Source organism: Actinoplanes sp. NPDC026623 (assembly GCF_040638275.1).
In the GTDB taxonomy this organism is placed as follows: Bacteria; Actinomycetota; Actinomycetes; order Mycobacteriales; family Micromonosporaceae; genus Actinoplanes.
On the sequence record NZ_JBEZXZ010000031.1, the window covers coordinates 1 to 15,834 of the forward strand.

Genomic DNA, 15,834 nt, shown 5'->3' on the forward strand with positions numbered 1-15,834 from the left:
CTCCCGCGCCCGAGGCCCCGGCGCCGACGCAGGCCGCCGCGCCGGCCGCCGAGAAGGTCAGCTCCAACGGCGCCGGCGACGCCGGTTACGTGACGCCACTGGTCCGCAAGCTCGCCGCCGAGAAGGGTGTCGACCTCGCGGCAATCACCGGCACCGGCGTCGGCGGCCGGATCCGCAAGCAGGACGTCATCGAGGCGGCCGACAAGGCCGCCGCCGCGAAGGCCGCACCGGCCCAGCAGCAGGCCGCGGCTCCCGAGGCGGCCCCGGCCGCCAAGCCGGCACCCAGCCCGCTGCGGGGACGCACCGAGAAGCTGACCCGGATCCGCGCGACGATCGCCCGCCGCATGGTGGAGTCGCTGCACGTCTCGGCGCAGCTCACCACGGTGGTCGAGGTCGACATCACCAAGGTCGCCACCCTGCGCGGCAAGGCCAAGGTCGCCTTCCAGGCCAAGCACGGCGCGAAGCTGACCTTCATGCCGTTCCTGGCGCTGGCCGCGGTCGAGGCGCTGCGCGAGCACCCGGTGGTCAACTCGTCGATCGACCAGGAGGCCGGCACGGTCACCTACCACGACGGCGAGCACCTGGCCATCGCGGTGGACACGCCGAAGGGCCTGGTCGTCCCGGTCATCCGGGACGCCGGAGACCTCAACCTGGCGGGCCTGGCCAAGCGGATCGCCGACGTTGCCGAGCGCACCCGCAACAACAAGATCAGCCCGGACGAGCTGTCCGGCGGCACCTTCACGCTGACCAACACGGGCAGCCGGGGCGCGCTCTTCGACACCCCGATCATCAACCAGCCGCAGGTCGGCATCCTCGGCACCGGCGCGGTGGTCAAGCGCGCCGTGGTCGTCGACGACCCGAACCTGGGCGAGCTGATCGTGCCACGCTCGATGATCTACCTGGCGCTCAGCTACGACCACCGGATCGTGGACGGCGCCGACGCCGCCCGCTTCCTGGTGACGATGAAGGACCGGCTGGAGGCCGGCCAGTTCGAGGGAGACCTCGGCCTGTCCTCCTGATCCGGGGCGGAACGTGAAACAGGGGGCGCCCGGCGCCCCCTGTTTTGGTTTTGTACCCCATCGCGTTGGGGCAATGATGGAGACATGCGGATCATCCTGGCCGGCGCGTCCGGTTTCCTCGGCACCCGGCTCGCCGGCCGTCTGCGCGCCGCCGGCCACGACCTCACCCTGCTCGTCCGCCGGGAACCCCGGGCGGCCGGCGAGGCCACCTGGGAGCCGTCCGCGGGCCAGCTGGACCGGGCGCTGGTGGCCGGCACCGACGCGGTGATCAACCTGGCCGGCGCGGGCGTCGGCGACAAGCGCTGGAACGCCCGCTACAAGGGCCTGATCCGGAGCAGCCGGGTGGACACGGCCGGCACGATCGCCCAGACGATCCGGAGCCTCCCCGCCGCCGACCGCCCGCCGATCCTGCTCCAGTCCTCCGCCGTCGGCTGGTACGGCGACACCGGCGACCGCCAGGTCACCGAGGAGTCCCCGGCGGGCACCGGCTTCCTCGCCGACGTGTGCCGGGTCTGGGAGGCGGCCGTCCGTCCCGCCGAGGACGCGGGCATCCGGGTCGCGCTGCTGCGCACCGGGCTGCCCCTCGACTCCCGCGGCGGCCTGCTCAAGCCCCAGATGCTGCCCTTCCGGCTGGGCGTCGGCGCCAGGCTGGGCGGCGGACGGCAGTGGGTGCCCTGGATCGGCCTGAACGACTGGCTCGGCGCCACCGAGTTCCTGCTTGAGCGCGACGACCTGGCCGGCCCGGTCAACATGGTCGGCCCGGAGCCGGTGACCAACGCCACGTTCACCCGGGTCCTCGGCCAGGTGCTGAACCGCCCGGCCGTGCTGCAGGTCCCGGGGATCGCGCTGCAGGTGGCGCTCGGCGAGTTCGCGCACGAGGCGCTGCGCAGTCAACGGGCGCTGCCGGGCGTGCTGCAGCGTGCCGGTTTCGCCTTCACCCAGCCGACCCTCGAGGCCGCGCTGCGGGCCGCCGTCGACCAGCAGTCGAACGCCGTGGCCTGAACCGGGCTGGGACTTGCTAACCTCCGGCTGGTGTCCGTAGTCGCCGCAGCCCCCTCCGAGTCCGCCGACCCGCCGGTCGTCTCCACGACCCGCACCGGCGGTCGCCGGCCGTGGCGCCAGCATCTGGTGGTCGCCGCCGTCGCGCTGGGCCTCGCGGCCTGGGTGACAAACGGCCTGTGGCGTGACCCGGCCGGGCACGTGCTCGCCAACAACGTGGGCGACCAGGCCTTCTTCGAGTGGCTGCTGGGCTACGGCGTCTACCTGCTCGGGCACGGCGCCGACCCGTTCTTCACCGACCTGATGAACGCGCCGGTCGGGGTCAACCTGGCCGCCAACACGTCCATCACCGTCTTCATCGTGCTGTTCTCGCCGCTGACCCTGCTGGCCGGTCCGCAGGTCAGCTTCGCGGCGATCCTCACGCTGAACCTGGCCGCCTCGGCGTTCGTCTGGTATCTGTTTCTGCGCCGCTACCTGGTCCGGCACGCGGCCGCGGCGGCTGCCGGCGGGTTCTTCTGCGGCTTCGCGCCCGGCTTCATCTCGCACGCCAACGGCCACCTGAACTGGACCGCGGGCTGGGTCGCGCCGATGGTGCTCTGGTGGGTGCTCAAGCTGCCGGAGCGGGGGCGCTGGCTGCGGCACGGGGTGATCCTCGGCCTGCTGGTGGCCGTCGGCTTCTCCATCGCCGCCGAGGGCCTGTTCTTCACCGCCCTGGCCTGCGGCCTCTTCCTGATCATCCGCTCGGTGCAGCCGGGTTGCCGCGCGGAGGCGCGCCGGGCGCTGCCGACGGTGCTCGCCGGGCTCGGCGTCACCGCGGTGGTCGCCGGGGCGCTGCTGGCGTACCCGCTCTACATGCACTTCGCCGGGCCGCAGTCGTTCAGCGGGACCGGCTTCAACCAGGCGCACTACGCCGAGGACATCGGCGCCTACTTCCAATATCCGACCCGCTCGGTCGCCGGCTGGCTCGGCCTGGGCAGCAACCTGGCGCCGAATCCGACCGAGGAGACGTCCTTCTTCGGCCTGCCGCTGCTGATCCTGGTCGTCGTGTCGCTGGCCGCGCTGCGGCGGCAGGCGGCGCCGGGGCGGTTCGAGACCCTGGCGGCGCTCTACGGGGTCGGCGCGATTTTCCTGGTGCTGTCCCTCGGGCCGCAGCTCAAGTTCTTCAAGGGCACGACGAGCATCAAGCTCCCGTACGCGGCCCTGCAGCACCTGCCGCTGTTCAACTCGGCGCTGCCCGGCCGTTTCGCCCTCGTGGTGGCCGGTGTGATCGGCATCATCCTCGCGCTGAGCGTCGACCGGCTGCTCACCGAGCCGATGCCGTCGGTGCGGTCGCACACGATCTGGGCGGCCGGCTTCGCGGTGGCGCTGGTGCCGCTGTTCCCGCTGCCGGTGCTCACCACCGAGCGGGCGCCGGAGCCCCCGTTCATCTCCGAGGGGCTCTGGAAGGACTACGTCACCGACGGCGGCACCCTGTCCACGCTGCCGTTCGCGACCACCGACACCGCGGACGGGCAGCGCTGGCAGGCGTACACGATGGCCCGCGGCGGTGAGCAGTTCCGCATCCCCGACGGTTACTTCCTCGGGCCCGGCGGGCCCGACGGCACCGGCCAGATCGGCGCCACCCAGCGGCACACCGACTGGCTGTTCTTCCGCGCCGCCCTGTACGGCTACGTGGCACCGATCGACGACCACGACCGCGACCAGGCACGTGAGGACCTCGCGGACTGGAACATCCAGGCCGTCTTCCTGCCGGAGTGGATCACCGGCTCGCACAGCCCGCTGTTCCGGGCCGCGGTGGAGGTGACCGCGACCGACCTGCTCGGCGAGCCCGAGCATGTCGGCGGCGTGCTGCTGTGGCGAATCCGCCCGGGAATCGACCCGGTCGCCAGGGGTTAGGGTGAAACGGTGACGACTTCCACGTTGCAGGTCCTTCGTCCGGGCCTGGTCGACTACCGCGAGGCCTGGGACGAGCAGCGCCGGCTGCACGAGGCCGTGGTCGCGGGCACCCGGCCGGACACGATTCTGCTGCTCGAGCACCCCAGCGTCTTCACCGCCGGCAAGCGCACCGAGCCGCTGGACCGGCCGCTCGACGGCACCCCCGTCGTCGACGTCGACCGCGGCGGCAAGATCACCTGGCACGGCCCGGGTCAGCTCGTCGGCTACCCGATCGTCCGGCTCCCCGATCCGATCGACGTGGTGGCGTACGTGTGCCGCGTCGAGCAGTTGCTGATCGACGTGTGCGGCGAGTTCGGCGTCACCGCCGGGCGCAGCGCCGTCAAGGGCCGCAGCGGCGCCTGGGTGCTCGCCGACGACCGCGGTCCCGACCGCAAGATCGCGGCGATCGGCATCCGGGTGGCCCGCGGCGTGACCCAGCACGGCTTCGCCCTCAACGCCGACTGCGACCTGACCAACTACGACCGCTTCGTGCCCTGCGGCATCCGCGACGCGGGGGTGACCTCGCTGACGGCGGAGCTCGGCCGGCAGGTGACGGTCGCCGACCTGATGCCGGTCGTCGAGCGCCACCTGCCGACGCTGCTGTGAGCCTCTACCGCGACCCGCGCGACAAGCGGGTCTTCGTGCCGAAGAAGGGCGGCGGGCTGGTGCTGAACTTCGGCCACCCCGTCGCGTGGTGGATCGTGATCAGCACGACGATCATCCCGCTGATCATCGTGGTCGGCGTGACGATCGCCGTCATGGCGTGACCCGGTTGAGGTCGCGCGGGAACGCCGTGACCTCGCGGACGTTGCTCGCGCCGGTCAGCCGGGCCACGAACCGTTCCAGCCCGATGGCGAAGCCACCGTGCGGCGGCATGCCGTACCGGAAGGCGTCGAGGTAGCCCTCGTAGGCCTCGGTCGTCTCCCCCCGCGCGGCGAGCGCGGCCCGGTAGTCCTCGAAGTGGTGCAGCCGCTGCCCGCCGGTGACCAGTTCGAGCCCGCGGAAGAGCAGGTCGAAGCTGTTCGACCAGGCCGGGTCGGACGGCTGCGGGTGCGTGTAGAACGGCCGCTTGCGCATCGGGTACCCGGTCACGAAGACGAACTCCGAGCCGTGCTCGCGCAGCGCCCACTCGCCCAGCGCCCGTTCGTGCGCCGGCGCCAGGTCCGGCTCGTCTGCCGGGGCGCCCACGATCCGCAGCGCCTGTTCGAAGTGCAGCGCCGGGATCTCCTTCGGCACCTCGGGCACGGCGACGCCGGTCCGCTCGGCGACCGCGGCCGTCATGCTCGCGACGACGTCGGTGAGCACGGCCATCACGTCCCGGTGGTCGGCGATGAACCCCAGTTCGGCGTCGAGCGAGGTGTACTGCGCCAGGTGCCGGGCCGTGTCGTGCGGTTCGGCCCGGAACACCGGTCCGACCTCGTAGACCCGCTCGAAGACCCCGACCATGAGCTGCTTGTAGAACTGCGGCGACTGGGCCAGGTAGGCGGGCCGGCCGAAGTAGTCGAGCGCGAACACGTTCGCGCCGGATTCCGTCGCCGATGCGACGATCTTCGGGGTGTGTATCTCGACGAACCGGCGCTCCTCGAGCGCGGACCGGAAGCCCGCGGTCGCGGCGGCTGAGACCCGCAGCGCCGCGGCGCGCGCCGGGTGCCGCAGGGCGAGGGCGGCATGGTCGAGCTGGGTGGGCATGCTCGCGGTCAGCGCCGGCCGATGCAGCTCGAACGGCAGCGGTACGCCGACCGCGCTGAGCACCCGCAGGGCGGGCCCGGTCAGCTCGACGCCGGCGGGCGCCGCCGGGTTCGCGGTGACGGTGCCGGTCAGCTCGACCACGGACTCCTCCGGCAGCGTCTCGATCCTGCAGCGCAGCCCGGGCTCGGTCACGACGGCCTGGGTGAGGCCGGCGGCGTCGCGGACGATCAGGAAGGCGACCGACTTGAGCAGCCGGCGGCGGTGTATCCAGCCGGCGATCGTGACGGTCTCGCCGGCGTGCCCGGCCAGTTCGGTGGAGAGGATGCGTTGCATGGCTTCTACCTCCTAGGCGACTGCAACGCGGCCCCAGGGAGGCGTGGGCGAGCGGGATCCTCGCGGTGCCACCACACCTTCGCGCCGGGCGGGCTGGCCCGCCCGGCGCCTCTTGTGATGCTCGGCTCGGGAGTGTCTTCGCGCCCCGGCACCGGGCCATCTTCACAACTGGCGATGGCTCTCTCGGCCGGTGGATCGGGGCGTTACTCGGTTCCGTCGTCACCGTGGCCGTGACCTTAACAGGGCCGGATCGGCCCGCAAACGGCATTTTCCCGGGGGCGTGAGGGCACTCACAGGATTCGCTGCGTGAGCCTCGTCGCCCCTGCAACGGTTGATCTTGCGATCGGCGTAACCTCAGCCTTGTGACTATTGCTCCCGAGGGCCGCCGCCTGCTGCGCATCGAGGCGCGCAACGCCGAGACTCCGATCGAGCGCAAGCCGCCGTGGATCAAAGTCAAAGCCAAGATGGGCCCTGAATATACGCATATGCGTAGTTTGGTCCAGAAGGAAGGCCTCCACACGGTCTGCCAGGAAGCCGGCTGCCCCAACATCTACGAATGCTGGGAAGACCGCGAGGCCACCTTCCTGATCGGCGGCGATCAATGCACCCGCCGCTGCGACTTCTGCCAGATCGACACGGGCAAGCCGGCGGAGTTCGACGCCGACGAGCCCCGCCGGGTCGGCGAGTCGGTCGCGACGATGGGCCTGAAATACGCCACGGTCACCGGCGTGGCCCGCGACGACCTCCCCGACGGCGGCGCCTGGCTCTACGCGGAGACGGTCCGCCAGATCCACAAGCTGCAGCCCGGCTGCGGCGTCGAGCTGCTCATCCCGGACTTCAACGCCGAGCCGGAGCAGCTCGCCGAGGTCTTCGGCGCGGCGCCCGAGGTGCTGGCGCACAACGTGGAGACGGTCCCCCGCATCTTCAAGCGCATCCGCCCCGGCTTCCGCTACGAGCGCTCCCTCGACGTGATCACGCAGGCCCGCGCGGCCGGGCTGGTGACGAAGAGCAACCTGATCCTCGGCATGGGCGAGGAGCGGGCGGAGGTCTCCCAGGCCCTGCGCGACCTGCACGAGGCCGGCTGCGAGCTCATCACGATCACTCAATATCTGCGGCCGACCCCGCGCCACCACCCGGTGGAGCGCTGGGTCAAGCCGGAGGAGTTCGTGGAGCTCAGCGAGGAGGCCGACGAGATCGGCTTCGCGGGCGTCATGAGCGGGCCGCTGGTCCGCTCCTCCTACCGCGCCGGCCGCCTCTACCAGCAGGCCCTCGCCGCCCGCGGCTGACGGGTTCCGTCTCAGCGCGGCTTCAGGGCCGGCCGGCCCCGGCCGCTCTCCGGGCAGCGGTCAGGCTCGGCGGGCATCCGGGCGTGCAGGGCCGGGCGGGCCAAGCCGGGCGTGCCGGGTTCAGTTGTCCAGCAGGCCGAGGCGGTGGGCGACCGCCGCGGCCTCGCCGCGGTTGGCGACCGCCAGCTTCGCAATGATGCGCGAGACGTGCACGCTCGCCGTCTTCGGTGAGATGTAAAGCTGCTGCGCGATCCGGCCGTTGCTCTGCCCCTCGGCCACGAGCCGCAGCACCTCGCGCTCGCGTTCCGTGAGCGTCTCCGTCCCGGTCGGCGCCGGCTGCGCCGCCGAACGCAGCCCGATCCGCCGCGCCAGCAGGTCCGCGGCCTCGGACAGCGGAACGGCGCCGAGCGCGCCCGCGATGGCCGCCACCTCCTCGACCGCCTCGCCCGCCGCGACGCGGTCCCCGGCACCCGCCTCCGCGGACGCGCACGCGAACAGCGCCACCGCCAGCGGATAGCGCTGGCCGTCGGCCCGCCACGCCGCCACGGCGTCACGCCACAGCTCCGGGCGCCCCTCCAGCGTCGCCTTCACCTGCGCCGCGTACGCCCGGTCGGCCGGATAGCGCCTCGGCAGCGTCGCCGCGATCCGCAGGATCCTGGCGCTCAGCTCGTCGTCGGACGACTCCGTCGCGGCCGTCGCCGCCGCCGCGAGCACCGGCCACCCGTAACGGGGACGGTCGGCGATGGCCGGCTCCTCCACCGCCAGCCGGGCGGCCGCCAGCGCCCCCGCGGCGTCGCCCGAATGCCGCGCGACCAGGATGCGCAGCTCCGCCAGCGACAACCTGTTCTCCCGGTGCAGGAACTGGCGGCCGAGGAACGCGATCGCCCGGTGCGCGAGCTGCTCCGCGCCCTCGTGCCCCCGGGCCAGGCGCAGGCGGGCACGCATGCGCATCCACGGCAGCGCCAGCGTGCCGGGCGGATCGAGCCGGGCCGCCACCGCGCACCGCGCGTCGGCCTCGTCCCAGCGGCCCAGCGCAATCAGCGCCTCGGCATGGTTGGCCAGCAGGAACACCCCGGTGGTCCGGTGCACACCGACCCGGTCCGCGTACGGGACGCCGTCGGCCGCGACGGCCGCCGACTCCTCGTAGCGGCCGAGCTCGAAGAGCGAGTCCGACACGTTCACCAGCGCGCGGGCCAGGTTGGGCAGGTCGCCGCTCTCCCGGGCCAGCGCCACCGCCGCCATCATCGCGGGCAGCCCCTCGTCGGCCGCCAGCCGGCCGCCGCACACCTGACCGAAGGTGATCCTCGCCGAGACCTGCGTGCTCACGTCGCCGATCTCCTCGGCGGCCGTCAGCGCCTCGCTCGCGACCCGGCCAGCCTGGCCGTCGTCGACGCCGCCGAGCGCGTACGCCACGTCCGCGAGCAGCGTGACCCGCTGCGGCGACTGCGGCGCCGACAGCAGCAACCGGTACGCCGCTCGGGCCTCGGCCGCGCCGTCGCTGCTCCCGGCGTTGTAGAGCAGCTTGCTGCGCCGCAGCAGCAGCCGCGCGGCCCGCACCGGCTCGGCCTCGGCGTCGAGGTCCGCCAGCGCCGCCTTGGTCAGCTTCAGCGCCCGCTTGTGATCACCGGCGTTGATCGCCGCCCGCCCGGTCTCCTCCAGCAGGTCGAGGTGGCCGGCGCCGAGCAGCCGCGCCGCGTCCGGCACGAGCTCCCAGACCTCCAGGACCCGCTCCAGGAGGCGGGCCTGCTCCGCGTACGCGTAGCGCCGGCCGGCCGCGTCGGCGGCGAGCCGGGCCGAGGTCAGCGCGCGCGGATAGTTGTGTGCCGCGTACCAGTGATGGGCGGTCTCCGCCGGGGCGCGGCCCATCGCGACGAGCTGCGGCTCGGCCTCGACGGCCTCGGCGTAACGGCCGTGCAGGCGGGCGTGCTCCCCCGGCAGCAGATCATCGTGTACGGCCTCACGGACCAGCGCGTGCCGGAACTCGTAACCGCCGTCGGCGTCCACGACGATCAGTTGCGCCGCCACCACCGCGCGCAGCGCCGACTCCAGCTCGGCCTCGTCGACGCCGGCCACCCGGCTCAGCAGCTCGTGGCCGAACTTGGTGCCGCCGACCGCGGCCACCCGCAGCACCCGCTGCGAGGCGTCCGGCAGCTGGTCGACCCGGGCCAGCAGCAGGTCACGCAGGCTGTGCGGGATGTCACCGCAGCCCGGATCCCCGGAGGCGGCGAACTGCTCGATGAAGAACGGATTACCCTGCGCGCGCTCGTGGATCGTGTCGACGGTCCGCGGCTCCGGCTCGGCGCCGAGCAGGTGGGCCACCATCTCGGCGGTGCCGTCCCGGTCGAGGCGCTCAAGCTCGAGACGCTGCACCCCGCGTACGCGATCAAGCTCGGCCAGGAACGGCCGCAGCGGATGGCCGCGATGCAGCTCGTCCGTCCGATATGTAGCCAGCAGGAGCACGTGCGGCAGGCGCGCCGCGCGGACCAGAAACCCGATCAGGTCGCGGGTCGACCGGTCGGCCCAGTGCAGGTCCTCGATGACGAGCACCAGCGGCTGCCGCTCGGAGAGCCTGTCGAACAGCGCCGCGACCAGATCGAACAGGTAGCCGCGGCGGACGTCACCCACGACGTCGACCGGCGCCGGGCCGAGCTCGGGCAGCAGGCGCGCGAACTCGGGCTCGCGGCCGTCCAGAACCTCCGGCCCGTCGGTGTGCACGAGCCGGCGCAGCGCGGCCGCGAACGGCGCGAACGGCAGGCCCTCCTCGCCGAGCTCGAGGCACTGGCCGGTGAGGACACGGGCACCGTCCGCGACCGCCGAGCGGCAGAACTCCTCCACCAGGCGGGTCTTGCCCACCCCGGCCTCGCCGCCGACCAGGACGGTCGACGGCTCGGCGCCGCGGGTGCGTTTCAGGGCGTCGCGCAGCGCGGCCAGGTCGGCCTCCCGGCCGACCAGGACCTCACTGCTGACGCGCGCCGTCACGCCGTCGAGCATGTCACGCCAGGGGCCCGGCCCGCCCGCCCGGAACGGCACGGTCACGACCCCGCGGGTACCCGCAGCCGGCGGGGCCGGTGCCACCACGCATGTCGATGCCGGCCGCCCACGGACGCCTCGACGGCGAGGTGGTGGGCGGCCGCCTCCCGCTGCCACTCGGTGGCGCGCCGGCGGTGCAGGTCGAGTAGGAACTGGGGGTCGTTGGGCTCGAACATTGCCACTCCTCGGGGTCGGTCGTCCTTGCTGACTTCGACTCTTCGCGGGAAGGTGGCGCTCACGCATGGGGAAGGTGCCTGATATCCGGGCCCGGGGTGCCTTACATGCGGGTCCTGGGCGAGTAAGGCACCCCGGTGACCATTACACTTTCGGGTATGGCAAAACCCCAGGAGAAGGTGTCGTTCGTCGAGCGCCTGAAGCAGATCGGCCAGGTGTTCACGTTCACGGCGCGGCAGGACAAGTGGTTCGTCCCGCTGATCAGCGCGGCGGTCCTGATCCCGCTGGCGTTGACGGTGCTGGTCGTCCTCCTGGGGCTCGGCTGGATCTGGATCCCGGTCGGCGTCATGGTCGCCCTGCTGGCGTCCCTGATCGTGCTCAACCTGCGCTCGAACGCGGCCATGATGAACGCGGCGGAGAACCAGCCCGGCGCGGCCGCCTCGATCGTCGAGAACATGCGCGGTGACTGGCGGGTCCGCCCGGCCGCGAGCTCGACGACCCAGTTCGACATGGTCCACGTGGTGATCGGCCGCCCCGGCGTGATCCTGCTGGGCGAGGGCCAGCCGCAGCGCGTCCGCAACCTGATGGGCCAGGAGAAGCGCCGCCTGTCGAAGGTGATCGGCAACGCCCCGATGTACGACTACCTCATCGGCAAGGGCGAGGGCGAGCTGCCGATCCGCAAGCTCCGCACGACGGTGATGAAGCTGCCCCGGAACCTGACGGGCAAGGACGTCAACGCGCTGGACAAGCGCCTGGGCGCCCTGATGGCCCGCCCGCAGATGCCCAAGGGCGCGATCCCCAAGAACATGCGGCCCGGCGGCAAGGGCATGCGCCAGCAGCGCCCCCGCTGACCCGGGTCACAAGAGCGAAGGAGGGCGGGACATCGACGATGTCCCGCCCTTCGGCATATCGGCCCCCGCACCCGGAACGCGCCGATAGTTTGACGCCGTGACTGTGGTGAGCCGTAAGCCGGCGCTGGGGCAGGCCCGCATCGGGCTGTTGCAGGTGTGCGCCGCCGGCGTCCTCTGGGGCACCGGCGGACTGGTCGTCACGATCCTGCACCGGCGCGACGGCCTCGGCGCGATGACGGTCAGCGCCTGGCGCACCGCACTCGCCGCCGTAGCGCTGATCGCCTTCGCGGCGGCGACGCGGCAGTTCCGGGCCACGGTGGCGACGCTGCGCACCCACCCGGTGCCGGCGGTCGTCGTCGGCTGCGGCACCGCGATCTACCAGGGCCTCTACTTCGTGTCGGTGCTGCTGGCCGGGGTCAGCGTCGCGACCGTGATCTCGCTGGGACTGGCCCCGATCCTGGCGGCGATGTGGGAACACCTGCGGGCCCGCACCCGGCCCTCGCCCCGCGAGGCCGGCGTCCTCGGCGCCGCGCTGGCCGGGCTGGTCCTCATCAGCGCCACCGCCGGACACGGCGCGACCGCCCCGGGCGCCTCACCGGGCCTCGGCCTGCTCCTGGCCGTGGCCGCCGGCGCGACCTACGCGGCGACGACGGTCCTGGGCCACGCCCTCGCCCAGAAGGTCGAGCCGGTGGCGCTGACCACCTGCGCCACCACCGCCGGCGCGCTCCTGCTGGCCCCGTTTCTGCTGGTGGCCGCGGTCGGGGACGAGCCCGTCGTGGGCGTGAGCCCGGCGTCGCTGGCCCTGCTCGGATACCTGGGCGTCGCGACGATGGCGCTGGCGTACGGCCTGCTCTACGCCGGCCTGCGCACCACCTCCGGATCGGCGGCCACCGTCGCCACCCTGCTCGAACCGCTGTCCGCGGCCCTGCTGGCCGCCCTGCTGCTCGGCGAGCGCCTGTCGTGGCCCGCCCTGCTCGGCGCGGCGCTGATCCTGGCCGCGGTGGCCGCCCTCCGCCCGGCCGAACAGCACCCGGCCCCGGCCGGCTAACCGGCCGGCTGCCAGTCGACCTCGCCCGGCAGCTTGGACTCCGCAACTCTGGATCCCGAGGGCCGCGACGCGTGGGCGCCGGGTCTCCGGCAGGTGGGATTCCTGGCCGACGTGGATGCCGCGCCGGCCGTTCGGGTGTTGATCAGGACGTGATTCTCGGCCTCGACGCCATCGACGAGCGTGTGGCGCTGCTTCAAGGAGCGTTGGACCCGGGCGGCGACGGCGGGGGCCAGACGGGGTCGAACGCCTCTACGGGAGAGCCGGGCCACAGGCTGCGCGTCATGGCGAGGTAGACCGGACCGTAGGTGGTGGGGAGAAGCCGGTTCGCGAACTGATCGAGTTCGTGCTCCGCGAACCTGGCGAGCAACCGCACCAGGTCGCGCAGCTCCGCGTCACTCAACGGTCCGCCGGGGTCCAGAGTCATGCGGACAGAATGCCATGCTCCATGTTGGAGGGTCGGTCACGCGACCGCGCCGTTCACCCGCCGAACCGCTGCGGGTGCAGCGGCGGACCGGATGCCGCGGCGCCCTCGCGATCGCCGGGCAGCGCGTGCACGTGGGCTTGGTCCACGCCGGGCACACCGTCATCGTCCTGCTCACCGACGTCGCCCGCACCACCACCGAACCGATCGGCCGATTCAAAGCCCGCAAACCGGATTCATGCGGTCGCCGGCCCACGGCTGGGCGCGTCGCGGTTGAGTCCCGGGGTCGGCAGGGCGAAAGTGGACCCGTGTGGGACGCTCCCGATCCAGACTGCTGGCTCCACCCGGACGTCGAGATCCGTTCTTCAAAGATCGCTGGTGAGGGACTGTTCGCCCGGACTCCGATACCGGCGGGGAGGCCGGTGTCCCGGCTGGGTGGCCGGCTGGTCGATGGCGACGGGTTGTCGAAGCTGTTTGCCGTCGCCGCGCGGCGGCCTGACAGGCCCTACATCGACACGATCACGGCGACGGAGGACAGGCACCTGGTCCTTCCATCCCGTCGCCCCAACGGCAAAGGCAATCACAGCTGCGACCCGAACCTGTGGTGGGACGCCCCGTACACCTTGGCTACCTGCCGCGACGTTGGAGCCGATGAGGAGCTGACGAACGACTACGCCACCAGCACCGGCCTCGCCGACTTCGTGATGCGGTGCGGATGCGGCTCGGCGCGCTGCCGTCGCATCATCACCGGCGACGACTGGCGGCTGGAGGGGCTTCAACAGCGATACGGGGACCACTGGGTTCCCGTTCTCCTGGCCCGGATCCGCAACTCCGTCTGACTCTGCTCGGCTATCGCCCCAGACCGGCCGTCAAGCAACCCTGGGACGGAGATCCGGAACACACGCCCGACGATCCCGGGCCCGGTGAGCCTCGCCAACACCACGGGCCGAGCTAGTCGTCCCAATCCAGTTGGTGCTCGGGAACGCCAACCGAACGACCATGAGCGATCGCGGCCGCACGGGTCTCGGCGTCACCAGGCGAGTAACGGAAGATCGCGCCGGCATAGACGATGACCCGGTCGGCGCCATCACGAAAATCCGCATACCAGCCGCCCACCGGGCTGAGCGACTCGGACAGCGCACGCGCGACAGCGTCGGCGTCGTCCGCCTCGAAGTCGACAACCGTCCAGACCCGCGGTTGCCCTTTCCCGGCAGCGGCCGCCTGGTCAAGCCGGTAGATGCGGCGGATCCGAGCACCCGGCGGAGCGAACTCCGCGTCCACACGCAGCCCGTCGCCGATCAGAGTTCCAGTAATCGTCATGCCTGTGGAAGTTAGCCGAGGAGTACGACAGGAAGGACGCCGCATGGATGATGCCGGTGACATTGACACCGCGCCGATCCCGACCCCCAACCCAGGGCTCATCCCAGGCAGCGACCGGGCCCGAAAGCCATCCGCGCCCTGGTCGACGCGGCGCCAGGAACACGAGAAACGGCGGCCACGTCGGCTGGGAGCCGAGCATGACCGCCGTCCTCTACGCGGTGCCCACCTTGTGCCCAAGATCAGGTCAGCGGGCTCACGATGGATCAGACGTTGTAGTACATCTCGAACTCGTGCGGGGTCGGGCGGAGCCGGACCGGGTCGATCTCGTTGGTGCGCTTGTAGTCGACCCACGTCGAGATCAGGTCGTCGGTGAAGACGCCACCGGCGGTCAGGAACTCGTGGTCGTTCTCGAGCGACTCGAGCACCGCCTCCAGCGAGCCCGGGACCTGCTTGACGTTGCCCCACTCCTCCGGGGGCAGGTCGTACAGGTCCTTGTCGATCGGGGCCGGGGGCTCGATCTTGTTCTTGATGCCGTCCAGGCCGGCCATCATCTGGGCCGAGAAGGACAGGTACGGGTTGCTCGACGGGTCCGGCACGCGGAACTCGACGCGCTTCGCCTTGGGGTTGCTGCCCGTCACCGGGATGCGGGTGCAGGCGGAGCGGTTGCGCTGCGAGTAGACCAGGTTGACCGGGGCCTCGTAGCCGGGCACCAGGCGCCGGTAGGAGTTGACGGTCGGGTTGGTGAACGCGAGCAGCGACGGCGCGTGGTGCAGCAGGCCCCCGATGTACCAGCGGGCCGTGTCCGACAGGCCGGCGTAGCCGGTCTCGTCGTAGAACAGCGGCTCGCCACCCGTCCAGAGGCTCTGGTGGGTGTGCATGCCGGAGCCGTTGTCGCCGAAGAGGGGCTTCGGCATGAACGTCGCGGTCTTGCCGTGCTCCCAGGCGGTGTTCTTGATGATGTACTTGAACAGCTGCATCTGGTCGCCGGCGTGCAGCAGCGTCGAGAACTTGTAGTTGATCTCGGCCTGGCCCGCGGTGCCGACCTCGTGGTGCGAGCGCTCGACGGTGAAGCCGACGTCGATCAGGCGGCGCACCATGGAGTCGCGCAGGTCGGAGTAGTGGTCGACCGGCGAGACGGGGAAGTAGCCGCCCTTGTACGCGGTCTTGAAACCGCGGTTGCCGCCCTCCTCGTCCTTGCCGGAGTTCCAGGCGCCCTCGATCGAGTCGATGTAGTAGAAGGCCTGGTGCGCGGAGGTCTCGTGGCGGATCGAGTCGAAGATGTAGAACTCGGCCTCGGCGCCGAAGTACGCGGTGTCGGCGATGCCGCTCGACGCCAGGTAGGTCTCGGCCTTCTTCGCCACGTTGCGCGGGTCACGGGAGTACGCCTCGCGCGTGAACGGGTCGTGGATGAAGAAGTTGAGCGCAAGCGTCTTCTGGATCCGGAACGGGTCCACGAAGGCGGTCGTGACGTCCGGCAGCAGCATCATGTCGGACTCGTGGATGGCCTGGAACCCGCGGATCGAGGATCCGTCGAAGGCAAGACCGTCGGTGACCACGCTGTCGTCGAACGACTCCACCGGCATGTTGAAGTGCTGCATCACACCGGGAAGATCACAGAACCGTACGTCGACGAATTTGACGTCCTCGTCCTTGAGGTATCGCAGGAGTTCCTCGGGATTGGCGAACACACGTCCTCCTGGCACAAGATTTTCGAACTGGGGCGGCGTGA

The 15,834-nt window shown here is 71.7% G+C and carries 15 protein-coding genes; 9 read left to right on the forward strand and 6 right to left on the reverse strand.

The genetic code is table 11. The annotated features are described in order from the left end of the window. From sucB to AB0F10_RS12465, 5 genes are all read left to right on the forward strand, one after another. On the forward strand, window positions 1-1,019 hold a 1,019-nt coding region (gene sucB / locus AB0F10_RS12445), incomplete at its 5' end, for a 2-oxoglutarate dehydrogenase, E2 component, dihydrolipoamide succinyltransferase (RefSeq protein ID WP_360623016.1). Window positions 1,020-1,103: 84 nt separating this feature from the next. Further along, window positions 1,104-2,021 carry a TIGR01777 family oxidoreductase gene (locus AB0F10_RS12450; protein WP_360623020.1) on the forward strand — a complete coding sequence of 306 codons (918 nt, stop codon included), beginning with the start codon at window positions 1,104-1,106 and terminating at the stop codon, window positions 2,019-2,021. A 30-nt stretch (window positions 2,022-2,051) separates the two neighbouring features. Continuing rightward, window positions 2,052-3,914 (forward strand): DUF2079 domain-containing protein, encoded by a 1,863-nt coding sequence (locus tag AB0F10_RS12455; protein ID WP_360623022.1) that lies wholly within the window; start codon window positions 2,052-2,054, stop codon window positions 3,912-3,914. A gap of 9 nt (window positions 3,915-3,923) precedes the next feature. After that, complete coding sequence (lipB, locus tag AB0F10_RS12460) at window positions 3,924-4,559, forward strand: lipoyl(octanoyl) transferase LipB (RefSeq protein WP_360623024.1); 636 nt, start codon at window positions 3,924-3,926, stop codon at window positions 4,557-4,559. Further along, window positions 4,556-4,720 carry a peptide ABC transporter substrate-binding protein gene (locus AB0F10_RS12465; protein ID WP_360623026.1) on the forward strand — a complete coding sequence of 55 codons (165 nt, stop codon included), beginning with the start codon at window positions 4,556-4,558 and terminating at the stop codon, window positions 4,718-4,720. The genes lipB and AB0F10_RS12465 overlap by 4 nt, the downstream gene beginning before the upstream one ends. On the opposite strand, the gene aspS is transcribed toward AB0F10_RS12465, so the two are convergent. Next, entirely contained in the window at window positions 4,710-5,975 is a 1,266-nt protein-coding gene (aspS, locus tag AB0F10_RS12470) for an aspartate--tRNA(Asn) ligase (RefSeq protein ID WP_360623028.1), read from the reverse strand. The genes AB0F10_RS12465 and aspS overlap by 11 nt on opposite strands. 362 nt (window positions 5,976-6,337) lie before the next feature. Here aspS and lipA point away from each other — a divergent pair, with 362 nt between their 5' ends. Continuing rightward, window positions 6,338-7,261 carry a lipoyl synthase gene (gene lipA / locus AB0F10_RS12475; RefSeq protein ID WP_360623030.1) on the forward strand — a complete coding sequence of 308 codons (924 nt, stop codon included), beginning with the start codon at window positions 6,338-6,340 and terminating at the stop codon, window positions 7,259-7,261. A gap of 120 nt (window positions 7,262-7,381) precedes the next feature. Here the strand turns inward: lipA and AB0F10_RS12480 are convergent, their stop codons facing one another. Then, window positions 7,382-10,297: an AAA family ATPase gene (locus tag AB0F10_RS12480; RefSeq protein ID WP_360623032.1), complete on the reverse strand. Its 2,916-nt coding sequence runs from the start codon at window positions 10,295-10,297 to the stop codon at window positions 7,382-7,384. After that, on the reverse strand, window positions 10,294-10,467 hold the full coding sequence (locus tag AB0F10_RS12485; RefSeq protein WP_360623034.1) for a hypothetical protein: 174 nt from the start codon (window positions 10,465-10,467) through the stop codon (window positions 10,294-10,296). The genes AB0F10_RS12480 and AB0F10_RS12485 overlap by 4 nt, the downstream gene beginning before the upstream one ends. Window positions 10,468-10,623: 156 nt before the next feature. Here AB0F10_RS12485 and AB0F10_RS12490 point away from each other — a divergent pair, with 156 nt between their 5' ends. Beyond that, entirely contained in the window at window positions 10,624-11,316 is a 693-nt protein-coding gene (locus AB0F10_RS12490; protein WP_360623036.1) for a DUF4191 domain-containing protein, read from the forward strand. 97 nt (window positions 11,317-11,413) lie between these two features. Further along, a complete protein-coding gene (locus tag AB0F10_RS12495; protein ID WP_360623038.1) occupies window positions 11,414-12,364 on the forward strand; it encodes an EamA family transporter in 951 nt (316 codons plus the stop codon). A gap of 193 nt (window positions 12,365-12,557) precedes the next feature. Here the strand turns inward: AB0F10_RS12495 and AB0F10_RS12500 are convergent, their stop codons facing one another. Further along, the gene (locus AB0F10_RS12500) at window positions 12,558-12,788 is read right to left on the reverse strand and encodes a hypothetical protein (RefSeq protein ID WP_360623040.1); all 231 of its coding nucleotides are present in this window, start codon (window positions 12,786-12,788) and stop codon (window positions 12,558-12,560) included. A gap of 305 nt (window positions 12,789-13,093) precedes the next feature. On the opposite strand from AB0F10_RS12500, the gene AB0F10_RS12505 reads away from it, so the two are divergent. Then, window positions 13,094-13,624 (forward strand): SET domain-containing protein, encoded by a 531-nt coding sequence (locus tag AB0F10_RS12505; protein WP_360623042.1) that lies wholly within the window; start codon window positions 13,094-13,096, stop codon window positions 13,622-13,624. 112 nt (window positions 13,625-13,736) lie between these two features. Here AB0F10_RS12505 and AB0F10_RS12510 read toward each other — a convergent pair whose 3' ends face one another. Together AB0F10_RS12510 and glnA are read right to left on the reverse strand one after the other, a co-directional pair. Continuing rightward, on the reverse strand, window positions 13,737-14,105 hold the full coding sequence (locus tag AB0F10_RS12510) for a hypothetical protein (protein WP_360623044.1): 369 nt from the start codon (window positions 14,103-14,105) through the stop codon (window positions 13,737-13,739). Window positions 14,106-14,368: 263 nt separating this feature from the next. Beyond that, the gene (glnA, locus tag AB0F10_RS12515; protein ID WP_360623046.1) at window positions 14,369-15,793 is read right to left on the reverse strand and encodes a type I glutamate--ammonia ligase; all 1,425 of its coding nucleotides are present in this window, start codon (window positions 15,791-15,793) and stop codon (window positions 14,369-14,371) included. Window positions 15,794-15,834 lie beyond the last annotated feature (41 nt).